The 23133-nt window shown below is 37.5% G+C and carries 19 protein-coding genes and 2 pseudogenes; 2 read left to right on the top strand and 19 right to left on the bottom strand.

Annotation, left to right across the window (positions count from 1 at the left end):
* Window positions 1-5: 5 nt before the first annotated feature.
* The 4 genes from JCM21531_RS19585 to JCM21531_RS00090 are packed head-to-tail and all read right to left on the bottom strand — an operon-like array spanning window position 6 to window position 3248.
* The gene (locus tag JCM21531_RS19585) at window positions 6-200 is read right to left on the bottom strand and encodes a hypothetical protein (RefSeq protein ID WP_243466944.1); all 195 of its coding nucleotides are present in this window, start codon (window positions 198-200) and stop codon (window positions 6-8) included.
* A gap of 11 nt (window positions 201-211) precedes the next feature.
* Entirely contained in the window at window positions 212-1069 is an 858-nt protein-coding gene (locus JCM21531_RS00095) for a C45 family autoproteolytic acyltransferase/hydrolase (protein WP_243466943.1), read from the bottom strand.
* On the bottom strand, window positions 1066-1305 hold the full coding sequence (locus tag JCM21531_RS19580) for a hypothetical protein (RefSeq protein WP_243466942.1): 240 nt from the start codon (window positions 1303-1305) through the stop codon (window positions 1066-1068). Before JCM21531_RS19580 ends, JCM21531_RS00095 begins: the two co-directional genes overlap by 4 nt.
* Window positions 1302-3248, bottom strand: a complete 1947-nt coding sequence (locus tag JCM21531_RS00090; protein ID WP_038286488.1) for a cyclic peptide export ABC transporter — start codon at window positions 3246-3248, stop codon at window positions 1302-1304. The genes JCM21531_RS19580 and JCM21531_RS00090 overlap by 4 nt, the downstream gene beginning before the upstream one ends.
* Before the next feature lie 467 nt (window positions 3249-3715).
* Between JCM21531_RS00090 and loaP the strand changes: the two genes are divergently transcribed.
* Window positions 3716-4186, top strand: coding sequence for an antiterminator LoaP (gene loaP, locus JCM21531_RS00085; protein ID WP_054846931.1), 471 nt, complete (start codon window positions 3716-3718; stop codon window positions 4184-4186).
* A 131-nt stretch (window positions 4187-4317) separates the two neighbouring features.
* Here the strand turns inward: loaP and JCM21531_RS00080 are convergent, their stop codons facing one another.
* The 3 genes from JCM21531_RS00080 to JCM21531_RS00070 are packed head-to-tail and all read right to left on the bottom strand — an operon-like array spanning window position 4318 to window position 6554.
* A complete protein-coding gene (locus JCM21531_RS00080; protein ID WP_038286486.1) occupies window positions 4318-5130 on the bottom strand; it encodes a 4Fe-4S dicluster domain-containing protein in 813 nt (270 codons plus the stop codon).
* The gene (locus tag JCM21531_RS00075; protein ID WP_038286484.1) at window positions 5097-6098 is read right to left on the bottom strand and encodes an RnfABCDGE type electron transport complex subunit D; all 1002 of its coding nucleotides are present in this window, start codon (window positions 6096-6098) and stop codon (window positions 5097-5099) included. The genes JCM21531_RS00080 and JCM21531_RS00075 overlap by 34 nt, the downstream gene beginning before the upstream one ends.
* A 24-nt stretch (window positions 6099-6122) precedes the next feature.
* A complete protein-coding gene (locus JCM21531_RS00070) occupies window positions 6123-6554 on the bottom strand; it encodes a CoA-binding protein (RefSeq protein ID WP_038286483.1) in 432 nt (143 codons plus the stop codon).
* Between the two features lie 392 nt (window positions 6555-6946).
* Here JCM21531_RS00070 and JCM21531_RS00065 point away from each other — a divergent pair, with 392 nt between their 5' ends.
* Window positions 6947-7591, top strand: a complete 645-nt coding sequence (locus JCM21531_RS00065) for a TetR/AcrR family transcriptional regulator (protein WP_038286482.1) — start codon at window positions 6947-6949, stop codon at window positions 7589-7591.
* Window positions 7592-8302: 711 nt separating this feature from the next.
* On the opposite strand, the gene JCM21531_RS00060 is transcribed toward JCM21531_RS00065, so the two are convergent.
* The 12 genes and pseudogenes from JCM21531_RS00060 to JCM21531_RS00005 form a co-directional block, all read right to left on the bottom strand.
* Window positions 8303-9001, bottom strand: coding sequence for a PHP domain-containing protein (locus tag JCM21531_RS00060; protein WP_131464332.1), 699 nt, complete (start codon window positions 8999-9001; stop codon window positions 8303-8305).
* A 61-nt stretch (window positions 9002-9062) separates the two neighbouring features.
* Window positions 9063-11675 (bottom strand): polynucleotide kinase-phosphatase, encoded by a 2613-nt coding sequence (locus tag JCM21531_RS00055; protein WP_038286480.1) that lies wholly within the window; start codon window positions 11673-11675, stop codon window positions 9063-9065.
* A complete protein-coding gene (locus tag JCM21531_RS00050; protein ID WP_038286478.1) occupies window positions 11672-13069 on the bottom strand; it encodes a 3' terminal RNA ribose 2'-O-methyltransferase Hen1 in 1398 nt (465 codons plus the stop codon). Before JCM21531_RS00050 ends, JCM21531_RS00055 begins: the two co-directional genes overlap by 4 nt.
* A 393-nt stretch (window positions 13070-13462) precedes the next feature.
* On the bottom strand, window positions 13463-13702 hold the full coding sequence (locus tag JCM21531_RS00045; RefSeq protein WP_038286476.1) for an Imm32 family immunity protein: 240 nt from the start codon (window positions 13700-13702) through the stop codon (window positions 13463-13465).
* Window positions 13703-13714: 12 nt separating this feature from the next.
* Window positions 13715-15304, bottom strand: coding sequence for a HEAT repeat domain-containing protein (locus JCM21531_RS00040; RefSeq protein ID WP_243466941.1), 1590 nt, complete (start codon window positions 15302-15304; stop codon window positions 13715-13717).
* Complete coding sequence (locus JCM21531_RS00035; protein ID WP_038286472.1) at window positions 15297-16769, bottom strand: TROVE domain-containing protein; 1473 nt, start codon at window positions 16767-16769, stop codon at window positions 15297-15299. Before JCM21531_RS00035 ends, JCM21531_RS00040 begins: the two co-directional genes overlap by 8 nt.
* 470 nt (window positions 16770-17239) lie before the next feature.
* A complete protein-coding gene (locus JCM21531_RS00030) occupies window positions 17240-18265 on the bottom strand; it encodes a WYL domain-containing protein (RefSeq protein WP_038286470.1) in 1026 nt (341 codons plus the stop codon).
* Window positions 18249-19579: pseudogene (locus JCM21531_RS00025) on the bottom strand (helix-turn-helix transcriptional regulator). Before JCM21531_RS00025 ends, JCM21531_RS00030 begins: the two are co-directional and overlap by 17 nt.
* 123 nt (window positions 19580-19702) lie before the next feature.
* The gene (locus JCM21531_RS00020) at window positions 19703-20365 is read right to left on the bottom strand and encodes a permease prefix domain 1-containing protein (protein ID WP_038286468.1); all 663 of its coding nucleotides are present in this window, start codon (window positions 20363-20365) and stop codon (window positions 19703-19705) included.
* The gene (locus JCM21531_RS00015) at window positions 20329-20688 is read right to left on the bottom strand and encodes a PadR family transcriptional regulator (RefSeq protein ID WP_038286466.1); all 360 of its coding nucleotides are present in this window, start codon (window positions 20686-20688) and stop codon (window positions 20329-20331) included. The genes JCM21531_RS00020 and JCM21531_RS00015 overlap by 37 nt, the downstream gene beginning before the upstream one ends.
* 327 nt (window positions 20689-21015) lie before the next feature.
* Entirely contained in the window at window positions 21016-21894 is an 879-nt protein-coding gene (locus JCM21531_RS00010) for an AraC family transcriptional regulator (RefSeq protein ID WP_038286463.1), read from the bottom strand.
* 470 nt (window positions 21895-22364) lie between these two features.
* Window positions 22365-23039, bottom strand: a pseudogene (locus tag JCM21531_RS00005) (nucleotidyltransferase domain-containing protein); the annotation flags it as partial.
* Window positions 23040-23133 lie beyond the last annotated feature (94 nt).

The raw sequence follows: 23133 nt of genomic DNA, 5'->3' as shown, positions 1-23133 counted from the left end.
GTAGTCTATTTAAAAACTTCTATTTTCTCAAAGACAGGATTATCCGGCGACTGCCTTATATTTCTTGGACGGAAATATACTTCCAGTGAAAGGCTGTCCGGCTCAAACAGCACCATATAGAGAGTCATCTTGTTGTATAAATCCGACGCCTCAGACAATGCATCAGGTTCACCGTGTTTATATGAAATAATCTCTTTCATCTCCCGGGCATCTACTTATCCCCTTTTGAAAGGATTTGATTCTTCATGGTTTCCCATCTCTTTGTGTTGTATTTGTTCCCCGTATGATTATCATAATTCCCATCTAAAATAAAGGAATTAACACTGCCTACCGCATCACTTATCCCCCATGTAACTCCCTTGTTCAGTTCCGAATCCGCATATCTTAGTGCCCTTTGAACTTTTTTGCCATCTCTTCGGTAACCGCTGAAATTGTTCTCAAGAATTACACTCTTTTCGGGATCGGAAAATGCAATTATGTGATTGACTGCATATAGTTTTTTGCTGTCTCTCATAAATTCAGCTGCTTCATCCATAGTCTTGCAGTTTTCCAGCGCATAACGAAGGTCCAAGGTATACGACCTTCTACCTTCGGAACTGTATGCCACACCGACTATGGAATCCAAAATTCCGGCAAACACTTTGCTGTCATTAAAGCCTGTCAATATTCCCATATATCCAAGGTAGCCGATAGAGCAAATCTTGCTCTCTTTATTCTTGATAGTTATTATGGCTTGAATCCTGGGAAGTTGGTTTTGCGTTCCTCCAAACCAGTCAAGATTTCGACCGGTAATAGTTTTATTTGTTTCGGAACGTGAACCGTACACCGACACAAAACTGCACTGGGCGCCCCTAAATACATCTGTAAACAAATTCAGAACATAAAGCTCCCCCTTAGACAGCTTTTTATCATCTCTGATATCTTCATCACCTCCGGAAAAGACCGATGCCATTCCCTCAATTTCTTCCACATACCTTTCATCCAATTGAGGTATTATATCTTCTATCCTTGAGAAAATGAAAGGATATTCGTAGTCCGGCAGGTTTTCAGCAATATATGAATCAATCAAACTTCGTAATCGGGCACCACTTTAAGAATTCCCTTGGCGAAAGCTTCCCCCATCTCTCTTGGTGTTAATCCGCTGGTATAATCCAATTCCGCTTCAAAGTAATTGCCTTTATCTACAATCCTAACTCCTCTTTCCTGATAGCTCTTCTCACCTTTAGTCACAGATACTTCTCTAGTGCATCCAACCTGCAAAAACAGCAAAAGTACCATAAAGCAGCATAAGATTCTTTTTTTCATCTTACATCATCCTTTCTCTCAACAATTCTCCCCATTTCCATTTTTATAAGCCTGTCCGCTTCATCAAAATAGCTGTCGTCATGGGTGATTGCAATTACTGTTTTTCCTCTGGCTTTCAGCTCCGGCAAAAGTGTCTTGTAGAAAAACTTTCTAAACTCAGGATCCTGATCTGCAGCCCATTCATCAAAAAGATATACCGGGCGGTCCTCAAGGTAGCTTACCAATAGGGCCAACCTCTTTCGCTGACCGGTGGAAAGCTTTAATGTACTGAAAGCTCCATCATTAATTTCAACTTTGTCGGCAATATCGAGAATCTTAAGATACTTTTCGATTTCTTCACGTTTTTCCTCACATTGTATTCCGTACAGTCTTTCAAAAAGATGAAAATCGCTGTAAATAGCAGTAAAATAACTGCCCAAGGTCTCCGGATCCACATTTTTTCGGTTAACAGTGATTTCTCCTTTATCCGGTTTGTACAAACCTGTAATTAGCTTTGCCAATGTTGACTTTCCGCTTCCGTTTCCACCCGAGATAAAAACAATTTCTCCCGGTCTAAAAGTATAATCAATTGGCCCCACAGAGAACTTTTCACCATTTTCATTTTTATACTGGTATGTTACCTCTTTAAGTTCTATAGTTGGCTTTTCTTCGATGCTTGAAGTCACAGCCGCTTCTTCTTCTATAGATTTAATCTCTTCTATAAACCCGTTTATTCTTTTCCAGCTTACCAACACGCGAACAAATTCAGGAATGAGGAATATTATCTGATTTACAATTCCCCCCATGTATAGATACACCAGCACATAGTTTCTCAAAGTATTTCCGTCTAAGCTGGGTAAAATCATCGGAAAGGTAAAAACCACTATACCTATTACGCTAATATACATAATCTCTCCTATAATGGATGCGCCTACAAATTTATATTCCCCTTCCACACGGCTGTCTCTGTACATCTCACATTTACTTTGTATGTCGTCCCTGAACTCTAGACGCTTCTTTTTGCTTATGTAAAGTTCTTTAAACCCCATTACCATATCGCTTATATAATCGAAAAAAGTATTCTGAATTTCTCTGTTTTTATCGAACAGTTTTTCAGCCGACTGGCTGATTTTTAAAAACATAGCCACAGCCAAAACAATTATCAGTACCGAAAGCACCATTCCGTAAAAATTCAACGTACCCAAGTAAATAAAGCACGTAATCATTGTGATTACACCAGAGAAGAAACTTACGAACATATTGACAAATCCGCTCACAGTTTCAGTATCATTATTTAGAGCTGCGTATATTTTTCCGTTTTCTATAGCTTCAAATTTATGATAGGAAGCTTTAAGAATACTGTCGATTATCTGCATACGCTTTTCATATACAATGTTGCTGGTAATCTTAATCAATCTCTTTCTAACTATCATTGCGCATATGGTAAAAAGCAATATCCCTAAAATAAAATACACATACAGTCCGCTTTCTACGGCTGCATTCCATGTTTCAGGTTCAAGGTTTCTGTTGAGGGCTTCATTGACTATAAAAAGAACAAGGGAATTTCCAATCCCGCTTACTATACTTAATACAATAATCATAAAAAAAGGCTTGTCATTTGGCTTTACAAAATAATTGGCAAGTAAAAAATACACAAAAAACACCGGTATTACAAAGGAAAAAGCCGTCACTGCATAAATAAGAGACGATGGCCCCCACTCTTCAATCATTTCCCACGATACACCGTTAAACAGTATATAAGGTGCCTTGTAAAGACAAAAAGCTATGATTCCCATCATAGCAAGAGTCATCAAAAAAGTAAAAAATCCTTTAATCCCGTTCCCTTGAAAGCTTCGTTCTTTTTTTATGATTTCCCACAATAAAACTCCAATAAAATAGAGGGTTACAATAGTAACCGCTCCGGATGCAAGCATAATCGTTAGTGACAACCCACTGTCAAGCACTAAAACCACCCTTTCATATAAATAACCGTTAAAAAAAGATAAGTTTAGGATTTATTCAAAGAATTTGAGTATATTTTTTAGACCTGTACCTATAGCTTCGCCCTTTCGTCCCCCAAATCCCGAAGCACTACACAGAATAAAGCAAATTATGTCCTCCTCGTTCCACTAACGTGTCGCAACATCGATTAGCTTCCCTCAGATTTTTATTTAATTTTATGATAATACAATTTTTTTAACTTTTTACTATACTTAAGTATAGGTATAAGCCTCTTTTGAAAAGCTCATGCTTTCAACTTTTTAACCATATTTGCCGCAATATCAGAAGTAAATGTACAGCCTTATTACTATCACAACCAAACATCTAAGGCGACACTTGCAATAACATACTGAACTTACAGTAATCCAGCCTTCAAAAAGTATTTAAAACGGGAGTTATAACAGGCAGAAATCTCTTTGCCAAAAGTATAGTGCAGAATAAAAAAATTAATGATATTATTGAGAAAAATGTTGCAATGCTATTAGGGGGAGATAAGATGAGCTGGTACGCACTTCATGTAAAAACCGGGGCTGAAGAGGATGTTGACAAATTTCTCCACTATCATTTTGACGATAATGAATGTTATTCTATTGTACCAAAAAGAAAACTTACTGAAGTAAGAAAGGGACAACGTTATGAAGTGATTAAAACATTCTTTCCGGGTTATGTACTTATAAATCTGGATATGGATACAAGCATTTATTATGTAATTAAAAAGATTCCTAAAGTATATAATATTTTAAGACAAGACGGCGAATACTACTCATCAATTTCCGACGAAGAAATAAATCCAATTTTAAGGCTTCTAAAAGATACCGACCTTATCGATTACTCAAAAATATTTATTGAAAATTCCAAAGTTATAGTAAATTCAGGCCCGCTTTTAGGCTGGAAGGGATAATCCGAAAAGTTGACAAGAGAAGGGGAAGGGCTAAAGTTGCTTTGAATTTTATGGGCTCGGAGAGGATTATTGATTTAGGGGTCGAGATACTAAATTCTCTGTTGTAACGACCTATATAGTCAAAAGTGTAACTACCGATATTCCTTTGCAATTTTCATTTTATACGAAAGGTTTCTTCCCGCCAGGCAATAATAACTACACGTGCCACAAGATATACATTTTTTTATATTATATTTTGAGACCGCATCAAGGTTGTTATTGTCAACTAATTCAGCTATTTTATATACTTCCAGTCCACTTGGACATTTTCTTACACAAATTGCACATTTGGAGCATAAAACAGACTCCTTGTAATAAGGAAATTGGCTAATTGCAATAAAATTAGTAGTCCTTATTACTTCTTCATTGTCATCTATCCGTCTTGCCGCCATAAGTCCACCACCGGTAAAAATAGGACCTTCTCCCGGATAAACCGCATTTGCTATTTCCGATATTTTACTGCCAAGCTTCACTTTTAAGACTCTGGCTTGCTTTTTATTGAGGTTTGCCACCGTAATATATTTCGAGTCTGCTTTTCTGTTTAAGTATACGGCTTCATATACAGAAAGAAGGGTTTGCACATTTAGAACCAAAATACCAGCGTTTGCAGGTATAACATCATGAGGCAATTTAATCTTCAATGTGTTTTCGATTAAAATCCTTTCAGCACCTATCGGATAAAAACCAGGCACCTCCACGATATCAATATCTCCAGGAAATTCAAGGCCTGAAATATCCTTAGTGGCTAATACAACCTTATCAAATTTAATACAGCCGCATACCAATTGAATTCCTTTATAGATTTCATTGGGATACTGCCTTAAAAGCCAGTAATCATGCACAAGTCCTGGGTCACATTCAACAGCATTAATTACAAAAAACTTCTTTTTTTCATTACAAGCCATAACCGACTGTATTTTTCATGTGTTGGAAATGCTGCTCCTCCAAGTCCAACAACTTCGTTATCGCATATTTTCCTCAGTATATCCTGTGAAGTGATTTTCATATGCTCCATGTTTATTTTTTGTATTCCAGTATGTTTCATATCGAGAGGCATATGGGCATTATCACTAATAATTTCCGAATAAGGCTTTGCTATTCTGGCAAAACGTTTTTTACTGAATCCTTTTACCGCAATAAATCTATCAGCCAGAAAAGAAATAATATTTAGTCCCAAAACAAGTATAGCCATTGTTCTGGCAGAAAAATGCCCTTCAATGAATATAGGAGCAAATCCCGCGGCAAATCCCCCCAAAGCTCCAATAAAAGGCCTGTAGCTAACTGTAACCGGATCCGTGACAATTATACATCCCCAGAAGACTACTCCTGAAGAAATAATATTTGCTATGCTTAGGGTATCATTAACTACCATGGATAAAAGCATTCCAAACATCATGCCTATTGACGCATATGGTCTAATACCAATAAAAGCCAAGGAAAGCAGCATTGCAGGAATTAAAGCATAGTTGGCTGGAAATAAGCCACCCTCATTCTGAAAAAGGAGACCGAGTAATAAAACGCCTATTATAGCAGGATTCAGTATATTTTTACCCGTTCCACCAAAAAAGTGCTTTCCGAGAATCAAAGCAGCTGCAGTACCCGCAATGCCTCCCCAAACCGGTATAGCTGGGAATAAGGCCAAAATGACTCCTACCGTCACAGAGGCTGATACCGAACAAACCAATCGCTTGTATCTTAGCAGGTTTAAGATTGTATCAATTAAGAGTCCGACCGCTAAAACAGTTAAAAAATTCAAAATATATGTAGGTTTACCGACCCAAAAAGGTATCTGGTACATGACAAGTACAAAAAATACCGCTGCCATAATGTGCTCATTTGTTCTCCTCAATCTTACTAAAGGAAACTGCTTCATTTCCAACCCCCCATATAAATCACATTATCTTTTGACACCTGCAATAAAGCCATGCAACCTATGTATTAAACCATTGCTTAAAAACATCCTCGGACAGGCTACTACAGCTTCTATGCCCATCTTTTTGCATTCATTCAAGGTACTTTCATCTACAGTATCGGCACTGTGAAATAATATCTTCTTTATGCCTTTGCCCTTCAATCTTTCAACAGCCTTTTTCGTATTTTCCTTGTTAAGGAGTATATAAACACACTCCGGTACTTGCGGCAGTTGGCCTATATCTGTATAAATCTCCAAACCGTCTTCGCTGAATTTCTTACTATTAACCGGATATACTTTTATACCGGCTTTGACAAAATCATTATATACCTTTCTGCTAAAGCTATTCGGGTTGCTGGAAAAACCTATGAAAGCAACCTGATTGTCTGTAAAAAAATTTTTCATTGATATTGCCATATCTCGAAACCTCCATAATCATAATTTCCGAACTTATAAAGTTCTTCCTCATTCGTTCCAGTTGTAAAAGACCTTTATATCCGGCATCCCCATACCTTCACTGAATTTCTTCAGTTCCGGTTCACCAAAAGAAGTAAACTTCATAAAAAACAATCATACAATAAAAGCAAGCACTATAAGAACTTTGAATTTAGTTAAGACTTTTTTCTTTCGCATTTCCATATCAAACCTTTCAGGAATTGCATTCTTCATAAAGCCACCTTCAGATTTCAGACTGTTGACATAAGCATATCCAATATTTATACTGATATTATATAGGTATACTGTCAGTATATAAGTATACTATAAGTATACTTATATTTTAAACTTTGTCAAGAATGGAGTTGTTATCTTTGAATACTTCTTCTAGGAGAGAACGTGAAAAAAAGGCACGTGAATCGGAAATACTGGCAAAGGCTGAAGAATTATTTCTTTCTAAAGGCTTTGATAATACTTCCATGGATGATTTGGCTAAAGAATCACAATACACCAAAAGAACCATCTATAAATACTTCACGTCCAAGGAAGACCTGTTTTATGCCGTTATTCTGAGAGGTTACGAAAGGCTTTTAGCAATGATAGACAGCGAATGTAGCACAGGGAAAACAGGTTTTGAAAAGGTTAAGCTGGCCTGTCAAGCATATTATAAATTCTTTTGCAAATTTCCCGAATTGCACAGCCTGATGAGTCTATGGACAACTGTCAAGGCAAAGGGAAACGGCTCGGATTCTCCATTTCGTCAAAAGTTCATGAATTTCAATCAAACCATGTTTCAAAGGCTGATGTCGCTGTTTGAAGATGGTAAAGCCGACGGAAGCATTTGTTCCGACTATGACATATCAGAGCTTTCATACTCCTCAATATTTTTAATCACCAGTTTTTTTCATATGTTTTCGCATGTTGGAAACACATATACACAGAACTTCAATCTCGACAAGGAACGTTTTGTATCTTTTACAATAAATCTATTAACCGACTCGTTTAACGGCCATAAATAAACTCATGTAACAAGTAGATGATTAAAAAATTGAATATTCAAACTATATATATTAAAAATGGAGTTTTTGATTTCCTTCCAAAAACTCCTAAGGTATTTCAGTAACTTTCTCATGGAAATAAATATCCAAGACCAATCCCACCATACGTTTCTCTACGATCAGAAAACCCTTACTATCATATCCTTTAACCGTATAAACATTATGAATTCGGCAAATTATAATCAAGTGTCATAGAAACTCCGCTATCCGGAGAATTATAAGTCATCTCAGGAAGATTACCATCATTAGTGCAAGAAACTAAGAAACATGTACTGAATAAAAGCAGACATATTACAATTGTAAAATATTGTATCTTAATAATTCGCCTGCACCATACAATCTGATTTTTAAGAAAATGTGCCAACGAATGTACTAATAGAGTTGGAAATTTGCCTTAAAGCAATTTAGTGTTTTAAATCAAATTTCCAATTAGATTTCTATATCTTATATTATAATTCAAAAAATAATTATTACAGTTCAATTACTCCATATTTTTCGATTATTAAAATAAAAACCCATCTAAATGCAATATGCCGGTACTATTTACTTCTATCAAAGGAGGCATATATTTTTCCTTATTAATATTTACTTTTTACAGTTTTTACAAGTAAAAAACATTCTCCTTCTTGGCAAAATTTAACAAGAAAAGGGTGCCAAGAAGGAGAGTCTATATCAACACCATCTATTTCCAATACCCACATTTAATTTTTTTGCCACCTCATTTGCCGTTTTCAACCTTTCATAATTATATTGAACCAGGCTATGAGTGTCGGAACCAACAGATACATGAATTTTTCTTTTTGCAATCCCCTGCAATACAGCTTCGGTATTCTCATCCATTCTACGGGGATTAAGAATATTTAAAAAGATATCATATGCCGAATCAGTGTTAATCTCCCAAAAAAGGTTGCTTTGCTCTATAAAATCCAAGACATAATCCAACCCGCCTTTATCCTTATAATTATCAGCCCATTTTAACAAGTCAGTATGAGCCAAACCTTTGCTGCACTTAATAAGCTTCAAGATTTCTGCGACATACTCAAGCTTTACGCTTTGAGGTATATAATCAAGGTGCTCTATCAAAATAAAGTCAAGCTGATTAAGTAGCTTATAGGGTAACGTACTGTAATTTTTCAGCAAATAAACAAACGATATTTCAATTCCGGTAAAAACTTTAATTGAATTAATGTGCTCTGATTTTAACACATTAATGTGGTTCATATAAATTTTCAGATTGTCATTCCCTAAAGAGTAGTTATCAAAGTGATCAGACACCCCAACCGCTTCCACTTGATGCTCTATAGCATTCATTATTATCTCTTCGGGAGTATCAGCACCGTCAGACCATATTGTGTGATTATGTAAGTCCATAAAGCAATTGAAATCCGGCAAACTTATCCCATCCCTTCATATTGTATCTTATCTGTCAAACTTACAGTCTCGGGTCCACCGGCTCACTTTCAAGTGCCAGGACTCCAAATACACACTCATGCACTCTATAGAGAGGCTCATTCCTCACAAAACGTTCAAGAGCTTCCATTCCAAGGGAAAACTCACGAAGAGCCAACGAGCGTTTCTTTCCGACAGCCCTGTTTCGAAGCCTCTGGATATTTTCATCCATTGTGTACTCCGGCCCGTAAATGATTCTCAGATATTCTCTTCCGCGGCACTTTACAGCCGGCTGCAAGAGTTCTTTTCCATTCTTTACAACAAAGTCGTAAGGTTTTACCACCATTCCCTCTCCACCGGAAGCAGTCAGGTCCTCCCACCATTTTATACCCTTGGCAACACTTTCTTCGTCAGTAACGTCAACAAGAATATGTTCTGTTGCTATAATCAGGCTGTCATCCTGGGCACAGTATTTTGCAATACTATCCATGTGCCATATGTGGTTTTTATCCGAATGCACTTTTCCTTCCGTAGCAAGGATGTGGAAAGGCGCGAGCTTTAAGTCATCGATGGAACTAACAGGCCAGCAGTATTTTCTGTATGCATCTACATACTTGTATATCATCTCAGCTCGTTCGGTAAATCTCTGTAACAGTTCATTTATATCTGCATTCTTCCCTGAAGTTTCCTTGTTCACATCAAACACAACAGCTTTATTTAAAGATGTCTGTTTAAGCAGCTTAACGGCTTCATCCAGCGCAATTCTGCCTGAAATGCCTACTGCGGAGTATTGCTCTTTCAAAAGCTTTTGTGCTTTGGCTGACCATGGCATTAATTCACAGTCAAGACATACCCAATCAGTGTTAAAGTCGCTCCAGAAGCCTGACTTGTCTAAAGCTCGTCTTACTCTGTCAATCAATGCCGCCTCAAGCTCCATATCATCGAAGAAATGCCTTCCTGTACGAGTATAGCATATTCCCGAAGTTCCGTCCAAGACTCCAAACCTCTTTTCTGCCACCTGACTGTCCTTACATACGATTACCACTGCACGGGAGCCCATATGCTTTTGCTCACACACCACTTTGTCCACTCCCCGTATACGGAAGTATTCAAAGGCTTCGGCAGGATGCTCCAGCATACCTTCTTTCTTACTGGTTTCGCTTGGCGACATGGTAGGCGGCAAATATATGAGCCAATGAGGGTCGGCAGCAAACCTGCTCATTACCTCCAGGGCCGCAATGGAGTTTTCCTCATGTATCGTAATATTGCTCATAAGCCTGGTTCCGATAAATCTCTTGCCCAAAACGTCATTGATGTCGAGAATATCATTATCTCCCCTTGTCTCAAAACTCTCAGCTTTGTCTTGTTCAGGCAGGAAAGGCTTTGCCGGCTCATAATAGGTTTTCAAGGCCTTGACGTCCACAAATTCTCTTTCCGGATACCTGTAGGCCGTTAATTTCCCTCCGAAAACGCATCCGGTATCAATGTTGATTGTATTGTTCACCTTTAAGGCTTCGGCCTGCGGTGTATGCCCATAAACCACCATAGCCCTGCCGCGGTAGTCGGAAGCCCAATCGTATCTTACAGGCAAACCATATTCATCGGTTTCCCCCGTAGTCTCTCCATAAAGGGCAAATTCCCTTACTCTGCCCGAACCTCTGCCCTGAAATTCTTCTTTCATGCCGGCATGAGCCACAACAAGCTTTCCATCATCCAATACATAATGGCTTACCAACCCGTCAATAAAGACTTTCACCTCTTCAATAAATTCCGGTGATTCTCCTTCCAGCTGTTCCAAAGTTCTATCCAAACCGTGAGTAATTTGAACATCACGGCCGTTAAGCTTCTTTAAGAGCTTTACATCGTGGTTGCCCGGCACACAAAGGGCAATTCCGGATTTAACCATACTCATAACAAGTTTTAATACTTCAGTAATTTTAGGACCGCGGTCCACCAAGTCTCCCAGGAACAGCACCTTTCTTCCTTCAGGATGTGTCACCCTGTATTTGCCGCTTCCATCGCCACCCTCAACTTCCTCAATGGAGTAGTCCAATTTCTCAAGCAGCATTTTCAACTCATCATAGCAGCCGTGAACATCTCCAATAATATCAAAAGGACCATGCTCATCTTTCTTGTTGTTCCATAACGGCTGCCTTTCAAATACAACCTCTTCCACCTCTTCGGGAGAGTTGAGTACATACACATACCTGAAGCCTTCCCTCTGAAGTCCTTTGATTGATTTTTTCAGCTGCTGGGTGTGTTTTCTTATTACATGCTCTCCTACCTGCCTGTCGGTCCTGTTTTTATTTCTATCCTGGCATATTCTCTCCGAAAGGTTGAACACCACAGCCACAGGAAAACAGTTGTTGTCTCTGGCAATCTCTATAAGAGGCTTTCTTGCAGATTCCTGCACATTTGTGGCATCAACAACTGTGAGCTTTCCCAGCTTGAGCCTTTTGGAAACTATATAATGCAATACGTCAAACGCCGTCTCAGTAACTGTCTGTTCATTTTCGTCATCCGAAACCAGTCCTCTGCAGAAATCGGACGATATTACCTCTGTCGGCCTAAAGTGCTTCTTTGCAAAAGTGGATTTACCGCTTCCGGAAGAACCTATTAATACTATTAACGATAACTCCGGTACAGTCAACTTCATAACGTAAACACCCCCATCTGTGTAGGACTACCGAATTCGTCATCGACCTCACCTATTTGTAAAAACCTCACATTATATCCGTAGCTCTCGGCAACCTTAACTGCCCAGGTTTCAAATTCTTTACGGGTCCACTCAAAGCGATGGTCCCTGTGGCGCAAATCTCCTTCAAAAAGGTTTTGGTAATGCAAATTATATTCCTTGTTTGGTGTTGACACAATCACTGTCTGAGGCCTTGCAAATTTAAACAACACTTTTTCAAAAGCTTTAAGCCTGTTTTCATCAAGGTGTTCTATAACCTCAATAACGGTTGCCGCATCATATCCAGAAAACCGCTTATCCCTGTACACCAAGGAACCTTGGAACAAGTTGATTCTTTTTCTTTGCATTTCGGGCAGTCTGTCAATTTTTAATTTGTCCTTGGCTCTTTCAAGGACACTGTATGAAACATCAACACCGGTAATCTGTTCAAAAGTTTTGTCCTTCATGAGCAGCGAAAGAAGATTTCCTTCTCCGCAGCCTATGTCTATTACTCTTTTTGCATTGACACTTTTTAATACTGCAACTACCGTCCCGAGCCTTTGCTGGTTCAAATTTAGTTTTCTTTCGGTTTGGTCATTCTGTGAAGGCTCATTCTCTTCATCTTCATCATCTGCCACATCACTTGCTTCCAACAACCTTTTAAATGCCTCGTTAACAAGCCTCTTTTTTCTTATTAAGTACCTTCCTGTAATCAGTTCTTTTTCAGGGTGGTTAATAAGCCACCTATCTCCATGGGAAAGCAGCTTGTCAATCTCATCTTCCCCGACCCAGTAATGCTTTTCCGAGTCAAGTACAGGTATTAGCACATATATATGATTCAACAAATCCCGAAGTCTGACTTTTCCTTCAAGAGAAACTGTATAATACTTGCTTTTGCCCCATTCAGGAAATTTCTCATCCAGCATATATCCTTCAACCGAAACCTTGTAGCCTAAAGGCTCAAACAATCTGTAAATGATTTCTTCCCCTCCTTTGCAGGGAAGCATCATTATTTTTGCTTGAAGCGGTAATTCCATCTCAGCCAGTTCAGGTTTCTCCTTAGATTTACCCGACATTGCTGTTCCAAACACTCTTGATATTGCCACACTCAAAAACGAAGATGCAACATAAGGCCTGTCATTTACATAATCAAACAATCCACCATCTCCCGAGGACCCTTTTTTCCCACGAGCCAAATCAATAGGATCAATATCAAGAAGCAGCGCAACAGTACATCTTTCTTCAGTTGCCTCAGGATAGAATATATGGGCTTTTCCGTGGTTAAGCGTAAATGTTTGCGGCCTTGAAGGATTTTTGTGCAATAGATATCCCAAATCCGTTGCCGGCGGCTGGGTATATGTAATTGAAAGTATCATCTTTTCACCTCTATTCATTCATTTATAAACATTCTAAATTTTAAATTAGTTTTCAAATAAAAAAGTGGCTAAATCTATTTGCTAGACTTAACCACCTATTGTTCATTTATTATATACGTAATTTTTCTAAAGTATTATCTGCCTTTACGTTTGAATAATAGAGGATTAAGCCAATGTATATGCATATTCATACCTGGTTTATGAATTTGTTGAAGTGATATATAATTTTTTATACATTCTCGGCAATTACCAATATACATGGTTCATCCTCCTTTCAAAAACTAATTTACTGAATATACTAGCAACCATGTGCTTATTTTACTATACCGTCCACTATCTGTCAATCAATGCAACTCAAGCGCTTTGCAATTTATTATACGGCTGATAGCAATCTTAGATTTTCTCGATAACAAAATTAACTGATCCTTTCTCAAGCATCATACCCGCTTCATAATGAACATGATCTCCGCTTTCAAATTTCTGGGAAGCCAGAATCAGCAGATGTTTTGCCAAAGAAGTTAACCCTAAAGAATTAGCTTCGATAACAAATTCATTGCCTAAATCTTTTGCTCTTATTACCGCTCCATCTTCCAGTCCAAAATTATTATCCTTTATATTTATAATCACATTCATTACTATCAGCTCCTAAATTCTCGTTTCTATAAGAAAACTTAACTCTTTTAATGTAGATGGTAGAAGAATATTTTTCTTTTTGATGTCATCACATAGGCTTTGAATTCTCTTACCTGTAGCTTCATCCGGCTTATAATAAATATTGGTAGCTCTAATGAGCCATTTATTCAATAATTCCTTCGCCTTATTCTGTACTATTCCCTCGTTATTTGCAATTACAAACAAGATACCTTCAAGAGCGTGCCATCCTCCGTAACCGCAAATTATTTCAAGAGCCAACAGTTTTATATCAGCATTACCACCCTTAAGCTTATCTTTCATTTGAAAAAGTACCGTTGGCATTTTAGAATTTTTTAAAAACTTTTTCGCAGTCTTCTTAATTTTGGGGATATCCGATTCAAGAAAATCCATAACATGCTTAACTGTATCATCTTTCGACAGATACCACATAGCCGTCATAGCTGCAACTTTAAATTTAGGCTCCTCATGGTTAAAGAACTTGCAAACAATATCATAATCACTCTTGTTTCCGGTCTCACCCAAGCCAATCAACGCACCCGGGACAGGATTTATAAGTATTTGCTGCCTATAGAATTCCGGAAAATCCTTTATTATTGAATGCTTTTTACAAATAAACCTCGCCTCATCACGAACCGATGCATTATCATCTGCTACAAGGCTAACAAGTCTTTCCTTGAATTTTAGGCAAACAATCTCTTCATAATTTCTCAGTACCGCTGTTTTCACTTTTGCAGATTTGTCTTGAAGAAGTTTCTCGATAACATCATCCCGTCTGTCCTCATCCAGATTTTTTATCGCATCAACAAGCCACATATGTATTTCAAAGGATTTATCTTTTAGTGCAGAATTTATAATATCATCATCAGCAATCTTATCTTCCAGTAACCAATAACAGAACCGACGCAATTTAACATTAGGGTTCTTTAATCTGAGCATTAAATTATTCAGCATAGTATCTTCCTTAAGATAGTCCGCAATCTCCTCTCTTATACTCTTAAGGTCAACTCTTAGCGCATTTTGAAGCTTATCGACAAGATAAAAGTTATCAATAAATGCATCAAAATTTTCAGTAGTAAACTTGCTTCTTAAAATATGTAAAGCTAAATTTCTCACTGGCAGCACCCAGTCATTCAGCCTTAACAGTATATATGGAACTATCCTTGAATCCGACAAACCCGAAGCAAGTTTTAGTGCTTTTTCTCTTATATATCCATTATAATTAAGGGAAGCCACCCCCAAAAGATGAACGGAAACTTCAGGAGAAAATTTTAAAAGTATGCTCATCCTATCTATATTTATATTAGTGTATTTAACACGGTCATAAACCATGTTCCACTGCTTTCCCTGTACTTTTCCCATTACCTCTGAAACTATTTGGGCAGCAGTCCACGCAAGCTCCGTGTCCTTTTCAAAGACAAGGGGATATACATATTCTATATCCCCTAAATCTGCATAATTCCTTAACGAATTTAGCAAATCAATCTTGTCTTTAGCGTTAGGGTGCCCAAACAATTTTACAGGCTGCAGCAGAACATAGTGTGCCGAACTTTTATCAAAGAGTTCCGTCATAAAATCACCCACTCTGCTTAAAATAGTAGTTTCCGATTTTTTCAGCCAAAGAATCCATACCTTGCTCTACTGAAGATATAAAATCGAATACTCTCTCGATCCATCCGGCAATGATGTTTACATTCTTGCCTTTAAACTGCTGCGTGCCATATCCCTGCATATCTATCGCATGAACCCAGACATCAGGATTTATCCACTTTTTATATCTCTCAACAAAAGCCTGACAAGCCTTCGATCCACCATAGCCGACGCCATCTGTGTATCCTCTGTTTATCTCATTGTCGGACAATAAAATAATGCGGTCAACGAATATCCTCTTATCCAGCAAATAGCGTAGCGGTAAAGTAATATCAGTTCCCCCGCCGTTTACTTTGATACTGTTTGCATTGGCAATTATACCGTTTTGCGTTGACAGATTACATGCATATAGACTGTCGTCAAAAGTCATCGTAATGGTCTCTTCACATATATAGTTTGCAATTGACAGCATCAATACGGCAACCTCGGCACATGTCAGATCGCTTCTTGCACTAAAAGGGAAATTCATAGAACCGGAAACGTCTGCAGCGATTAATGTTTTTCCGGGAAGTCTCTTAATATTTTTGGTTGATGTTTTTATTGCAATTTCCAAAGCATCATAAATCTTCGAGGTTCCTATTCCTTCATTTTTCAATACCTTATACGCGCTATAGTACCTGAAAGGCAACTGCTTGTTCTTTAAAACCCTCTCTTCATCAGTCAAATATGCGTATACTTTATCTATATTGGATGCTCCCGAGTTGATTATATTACGAAGATTTCTCATCATCGCCATATATCCCAGTCTGTTCTCCTCAATCAACCTTTCCCATGTCGCTTTTGTATTTCCTTTCATCGACAGCTCCGTTTCCCATGTAACAGGAGTTTCAAGCCTGTCTTCCAAAAGTCTCTTCCAAAGGTCATTTTGGTTTTCATCTTTGGCCTTTGGGTGAACCAGGCATAAAATATCTTTTAATTTTACAGTATTTTTTCTATTGTATTTTGCCAGCTGATACTCGTCAAATTTGCCGAAGCTGTCCGCCAAACCTTTCTTCATCGAGTTTGGTATAGGTTTACCGTATGTATTTATAAAATATGAAAGTACCTCTGTCATATCGTCAGGGCGCTCAATTATCTCATATAAAGTTCTTCTCACGTATTCTTTTCCCTCTGTACTTTTTGCAAGCTCCGATACCAAAACATGGGATATTGTTCTCAAATGCATCTCTTTCCTTGCGAAAATACACAAGTTGGCAACAAAAGAGGCTTCACTCTTTATTACATTCCTAGCGGTATTTAATATATCCTGAGAATTATCTCCGTAAAATTTATTTTCATTAAAAAGACTCGTTAATACTTGCGTAATAAGCTTTTCCTTGTCACTCATCGAGTAAGCAATTGCGCCCTCATTATTTACTGTTTTTTTAGCTTTTGCGACCCCTAAATTAAACTTAGACATTGTCATTCCCCTTTCTCAGGAAATTATTCTTGGGAGAAAATCGGAAGGAGACTATTACTGTCGCGTCTACTCATTCCGCCACCCCAAAATTTGGGGGCAGGACTTGCACCTGCACACGTTTTCACGTCCCAGTTTCCGAAGTAACTCCTTCCTGCACTGCCCAAGTATTCGTTGGGAGAAAACCGATTAGAGTTTGTAAAGTGCTCTACCACCTGAGCTACATGGAATTTCCATGACCGGACTCGAACCGGTGACCTCTCGCTTAAAAGGCGAAGTAACTCTAGTCTACACTACCCAACTTATATTCATAGTGAGAGAAAATCAAAAAGAGTATGATTCATCCAACTATGAAGTAACTCTTTTCTGCGCTGCTCACTACATTTTTAGTATATGAGAATAATTTACCAATTAACAGACAAAAAGTTTGCATCTTTAATAAAAGACTGCAAACTTTTTATATATTATGCAAATTATATATTATACAAGCTTATAGCTTTTTTAACTCTTGAGACAATCTCATCTGCAATCCTTTGAGGAGATATGACTTTCACATAGGGGCCCAGTGAAATGATGTTTCGGATGATGTTTTCTTCTTCAAAAAGATAATAATTAAGCCTAATCTCATATTTATTATTGCCCAAGCTCCGTGCGGTTCTCTCCATTCCCGAAAAACACATAAAGCACCTTTCCATCGCTGCCTTTCTATCCATTACTTCCAAAACTATCGGTTCTTCGGAATATTTCTGTTCAAACAAGAGCTTTTTCGCCGTTTCCCTGTCAATACCTACATCTTCGTCCACAATCCTTATGCCCGACAAAGTAAATATGTTTGCCATGATAGGCCTGTTTTCATCCAACAAATACATGGAAACACGAAATCTTCCGTCTCTCATTGAGTACTCAATGCTGATGGGCAGCGCCAGCCTGTTTTTGTATATATTGCCTTTTCTATCTATATTATTGTATCTTATCGGTTTTTCCTGTATAATCGCATTCAACAGCAATCTGAAATTCTCTTCGTATGCTTCCTGATTTGCAATTTCAGGCAGTTTTATTCTATTGGTAAATTCAAAATATTCGTCTTTTATCGGAGTATCTGTATCAGCAAGCTCTTTTTGGAGTTTGTCAAAGGTTTCTTTGCTTAGAATCAGCTTGATACCTTCTTTGTCCAAAAGAGCCTTAAGCCATGCTTTCTCAATCTCAGAAAAGCGCACCGGAAGAGGAGGCCGGTTATTTTCCGGCTTGTCAAAGCTTCCAACCGAAGGATAATACATGCCATCCATTTCGGTTAACAGATTTAAGTCTTCATCCGGTCCGCATTTGTTTAAAACAAAGTCTGCAAAGGATTTTTGATTCTTTCCTATAACCTTCTGTTCAAATTCCCCTTCATCGATGATTTTCAGTATCTCACTTTTCGTCCTGCCTTCGGCGCACTCATTGATAATTCTGAACATCAACCGAAAGTACCTGTTTTTAATTTCACTGAACAACTCCATAGGATAAAAGCATCTCCTTCCAGTCATTAAGAATCCTCTCTGCCAGCTCCTTGCTTTCTAAAACTCTTACATATCCTGCGTACCCTCTTATCCAAGGAATAAGCTCTCCACTATCGTTGACTTCAATGGTTACATGATAACGCCCATCTTCAATCTTATCTACCATCCCGTTGGGTGATTCATTTAGAATTTTTTCAATAATATACCCTTCTGTTTCCTCATTGATAACGACTTCAAGCTTCACCTTTTCCGGTTCTCCCCTGCTTTTCAGGGGCATACCGGACCAACTGCAGCACATCTCTTTATCATACAATTCATCATAATCCTGTCTTTGAAATGTTTCTTCCAATATTTCTATACTCTCAATCCTGTCAAGCCTTGACACTATGCAATTTTTGCTTTTGCCGAAGGATACCAAGTAAAACCTTCCGTGCCGGACATCATATCTTATTTTATACGGGGCTAAAGGTTTGCTGCAGTGACAAATGTAATTACTGCTTGCCTTGCTTATACCGGAACTTTCGTCTTGGTTTCTTTTTGTCAAATGATATAAAATCTTTATTTTATGTCCCGTATGCATAGCCTTTAAAATCTCCCACAGCACCTGCTCTTCAATTACAGGATGAAAATGCACATTCCTGTAGTTAAAGTAATGATTGTCATTTCCACTGATGCTCCTCTCAAAATTCATATAATCCTTTAGAGTCTGCTCACAGAAATAGCCTGCAACCACAGGAAATACAATGTTTTTAAAAAGGCCCACAGCCACAAGAAGCTCTGCCAACTCATTATTGTCCAGTGTTTTTAATATGTCGGGTGCTATTGAGTAGATTTTTCTTCTCTTTACCGTTTCACAGCTTAAGACTCCAAAGCTTGTGCACATTTCCGAAAGCTTTCTTTCAATAGTCTTACTGCTAACTTTGTCAAAGGATAAATATCCTCCTGTGCCAGCCCGTCTTCAATCTCACTTAGGGAACAAGGGCGGTTTTGTGACTGAATATATAACAGTATGAAAAAATATGTCAGCAAGTCTGTGCGCGTGAAACTCTTGGTCATATAAGTACTCACAAGAAAATTATCTGTATGCCGCATAAAGTCATAAGTGAGATTTAAAAGCTTGTATCTTCCGTCTTTATCAACCTTGATATATTTTTCTTCCACATACTGCTGAATACGCCGCATTTCATAACTGACTTTTCTTGAACTTATATTTCTTTTGCTTTCCAAGTCATCTTTTGAAAAGCATCCGTACAGGAAACAATCTCTTAGGATATCCCTTATGATACTATAGTGTTTTATAAAATCACTAAACATGAAATAGCTCCCATTAAAATCCATGTATTAATTCTATCATAAATACCTTTTGGTACTTTTCAGGTAACCAAAAAGGCTCATACTATTATACATTGATACCTCTATTACATATTCTATAACTAATCAGAATATTTTCAAAACCAATCTTTTACAAACCTCCGATGTTCTGTGAAATAATTGTAATAGCACAAACCCAAACACATATCCAATGACATGCGAAACAATACTCAATGGAGATATCAGGATAATTAATTTCATGTAAAGTTCCAAACCATTCCACGGTGTCGGAAAGAGCAAAAGCATTAATCCCCTCCTTAAAACTCCTATTACAGTAGCAACTAAAATAATATTCCGAATCCTCTCCATCCTTTTTGAAAAGATAGGAAGATAATATCCAAGGGCAATAAAGATTATATCATTTGGTATAAGAGTATAAAATAATATGCTGGAAATTGGGAGATCCCAATATTTTGGGCCGTATACAGGCACGGAAATATATTTTCCAATTATAAAAACAATTAAAAGTATGATTACACCACCAATAATGTTATGAAAGCTCTTATAGCTTAGCAGACTTTTTGACAATTCTCTTTTTAGGCGGTTTTCTTCACCAAAAGTAATCATAGCTTGTTTAACAGCATCAATTTCACTCATACCTTTTGATAAATACTCTTTCTTTAACATTTGCAAATGATCCAAAAACTCTTCAGCTATTTCATCTTTTTTCTTTTTGCTTATCTTCAAGTCTTTTATGATTGTGTTAATGTATTCATCAAATTGGTGCATACAAACCCCTCCTTACACGAATTTACCAATTTACTCAGCATATCCCACTCGTCTAATCTTTTAGCAAGCTGCTTTTTACCTTCTTCCGTAATAGAATAATATTTACGCCTGCCACCGCTATCGGAATCACCCCAATAGGATTTAATCAGTCCTTTTTTCTCCATTCTTTGAAGGGCAGGATATAGGGTCCCTTCCCCGATATTGTATAAATAATTGCTTTTTTCTTTTAGCTTTTTAGCTATTTCATACCCGTATAAATCCTCCTTAGCTATTAACAGCAACAGAAGTATATCAATGCTTCCTTTCATAAGCTCTTTATTCATAGATACCACCTCCTGCATTGTATTACCAATTATATTGTAACACAAATTACCTCGTATTACAATGTATGTTGAAAATTTTTTCCTTATATAAATAAAGTTTGTTAACCCAAGTACCTTTAATCCCAATCTCAGATTCACTTTGTTCGACCGATTACCCAAAGTAGCCCAGTTCAATCTTCCAAGTGTTTGTATATAATGCTCATAACATTTATAAATAAAAGCTCGGGACATCGAGTCCCTTCGCTTTGGCCTCTTTCATTTCATTCCAAGAGGCCAAAAAGTCACTCTCTAACCGAGAGTGACTAATAATCATAAACACAGATATAACTAATAGTCTTTTTTCTTTACCGGAATCCAGATTTCACTTCGATATTTTGGATTTGCAGTATCCGGACTTTCGTTCCACAAAATTTCGGGGCCCTCAACCGCCTCATATCCTGATGACGGGAACCACTCCGAGTATATCCTTCCCCACACATTCTGAAGAGTTTCCGGGAATGGTCCAATGGATTCGAAAACTGCCCAAGTACCGGCTTCTACTTTCAATACATCATATCCTGCCGGTTCATTACCGGTAGTTGCCACACCGATATAATGATCCATCTCACCTTTTTCTTTCATTCTTTCTTCCGAGAAGTTTGCAGATGCGCTAATAATCCCTGTTGGCTCTACATTTGAAAGTGCTTTTAATTCTTTTATAACCTCAGGAGTTAAAAGTTCAGTCATTTTTGCAATCTCCGGATTGATACCTTTAAAAATTATCGGTACCCTCTTCTTAAATCCTACCAACTTAAAAGGTCCTTTCTCAACAATACGGTAATTCATTTCACATCCTCCTTTAATCGATAATTGAAAGGTCATTCTAGGATAAGCTTTTATCTGTGTATTCTCATTTCTTGCTTCGGAAGGAAGAACACCATGCATAGAGTAAAAAGCGCGAGAAAATGAATCTGCCGAGTCATAACCGTATTTGACAGCTACATCGATTATTCTCAAATTCGAATCTTTCAAATCAAGGGCAGCCAGCGTCAGCCTTCTTCGTCGAATATATTCAGACAAACCAACTCCCGATAAAAATGAAAACATCCTTTTAAAATGATATTCCGAGCAGTGTGCAATTTTTGATACTTCGCTATAATCGATATCCTCTGTCAGATGCTCTTCAATATATTCCAATGCTTTATTCATTCTGCTTAGAGAATCCATCAAACGACCTCCTTTCATTATCGATATTATCAAAGAATATGCTTTCTCATACGACAATCTGTGCACAGTATAGTCGATGGGTCAATATCTATATTCTTTCCATCAAGAATATTTATTTCTTTGAGTCAGCCTTTATTTTAAAGGGCATAACTTTATCCGATCTAACTTGTATATGTTTTCCTCCAAATCCTCTTTTAATAACATTTTGCTCCGGGGTATATATAACCGGTGTCGTTTAATAAATATCCTTTATGTAGCTTTATAACATAGTTGCTGCTTATTTTGTTCCAACATTTATAATTTCCACGCCTTTATCTGACCATTCCAATTCTTTACTAAGTTATATTTATCTCTTTATATTTTATCTTTTTATTTTACTTCTTAATTTTTTAAATACCCAAACTGTCTTGTCATGATTTTCACAGCTTATGCACGGCTTGCTCTGTAAGTCAAAAATCACATCTCTAATATTACAAACCCTCAATTTCAGAAGCAATTTGTCCTGCTTCATGATAAATCTTTTCAATCATTTCACAGCATTCAACTGGGGAAGTACCGAGCGTTTCAAAAACTCGATTCACCCTTTCGGCATATTTTTCAGGCTTATATTCAAAATTATCAATCAGCTTTATTGCTTTCTTTTCATTAATGCAATAAACATTGTTGCATGCAAACAATACTTGATTTATACATGAAATTGCACGAAAAGCATGCCCTGCAATATAATATTTATCGCCTGAGCTCAAATTTGCTTTCACAAACATTAAAGAGAACTCTGCTTCAAACATAAAAAAGTCAACTAAACTTTTCCTCAATGCAGCGGGATAAATTTCTGCCCGTTTTTTTAATTCCCGTATTCTTTCATTCTTTGAATATAGTATTTCGCTTATCGCCAATTCGCCGCGATACATAGCACTAATGTATCCATGGGGATGCCCCGTCTGATAATTCGTAGTAACAATTCCTTGTTCTGTCTCTTTGATTACTTGTTCCACCCTTTTTATATCACGTAAAATTAAGTCCACATGATATCCGTTAATAACCAACCATCCACCGCAATTAACCCAATTTCCCCATGCTCCGGGAGGTACAACCAGGTTCATCCTATGCTCGTCATCCAAATCTGAGGCAACTTGTATAATGCTCCCCATTGTCAAGACAATTTTTTTAGCTTTTCTAAGTTAGATCCTCCCTTCCTTAAATTTAAAGATTTTATATTATTTTACACAGGTTAGTATG

It is taken from the genome of Acetivibrio straminisolvens JCM 21531 (genome assembly GCF_000521465.1).
Taxonomy (GTDB): domain Bacteria; phylum Bacillota; class Clostridia; order Acetivibrionales; family Acetivibrionaceae; genus Hungateiclostridium; species Hungateiclostridium straminisolvens.
The sequence above is the reverse complement of the archived record's forward strand: the minus strand, read 5'-3'. Positions and strand labels throughout refer to the sequence as shown.

Bases quoted from the DNA above. Each gene is read 5' to 3' on its own strand.
- JCM21531_RS00010 (WP_038286463.1), bottom strand. From the start codon at position 21,894: ATGGATTCTCTAAGCAGAATGAATAAAGCATTGGAATATATTGAAGAG.
- JCM21531_RS00075 (WP_038286484.1), bottom strand. From the start codon at position 6,098: ATGAAGCAGTTTCCTTTAGTAAGATTGAGGAGAACAAATGAGCACATT.
- JCM21531_RS00070 (WP_038286483.1), bottom strand. From the start codon at position 6,554: ATGGCAATATCAATGAAAAATTTTTTTACAGACAATCAGGTTGCTTTC.
- JCM21531_RS00035 (WP_038286472.1), bottom strand. From the start codon at position 16,769: ATGTCTAAGTTTAATTTAGGGGTCGCAAAAGCTAAAAAAACAGTAAAT.
- JCM21531_RS00050 (WP_038286478.1), bottom strand. From the start codon at position 13,069: ATGATACTTTCAATTACATATACCCAGCCGCCGGCAACGGATTTGGGA.
- JCM21531_RS00080 (WP_038286486.1), bottom strand. From the start codon at position 5,130: ATGGCTTGTAATGAAAAAAAGAAGTTTTTTGTAATTAATGCTGTTGAA.
- JCM21531_RS00015 (WP_038286466.1), bottom strand. From the start codon at position 20,688: ATGAATAAAGAGCTTATGAAAGGAAGCATTGATATACTTCTGTTGCTG.
- JCM21531_RS19585 (WP_243466944.1), bottom strand. From the start codon at position 200: ATGAAAGAGATTATTTCATATAAACACGGTGAACCTGATGCATTGTCT.
- JCM21531_RS00055 (WP_038286480.1), bottom strand. From the start codon at position 11,675: ATGAAGTTGACTGTACCGGAGTTATCGTTAATAGTATTAATAGGTTCT.
- JCM21531_RS19580 (WP_243466942.1), bottom strand. From the start codon at position 1,305: ATGAAAAAAAGAATCTTATGCTGCTTTATGGTACTTTTGCTGTTTTTG.
- JCM21531_RS00060 (WP_131464332.1), bottom strand. From the start codon at position 9,001: ATGGACTTACATAATCACACAATATGGTCTGACGGTGCTGATACTCCC.
- JCM21531_RS00020 (WP_038286468.1), bottom strand. From the start codon at position 20,365: ATGCACCAATTTGATGAATACATTAACACAATCATAAAAGACTTGAAG.
- JCM21531_RS00045 (WP_038286476.1), bottom strand. From the start codon at position 13,702: ATGAATGTGATTATAAATATAAAGGATAATAATTTTGGACTGGAAGAT.
- JCM21531_RS00030 (WP_038286470.1), bottom strand. From the start codon at position 18,265: ATGGAGTTGTTCAGTGAAATTAAAAACAGGTACTTTCGGTTGATGTTC.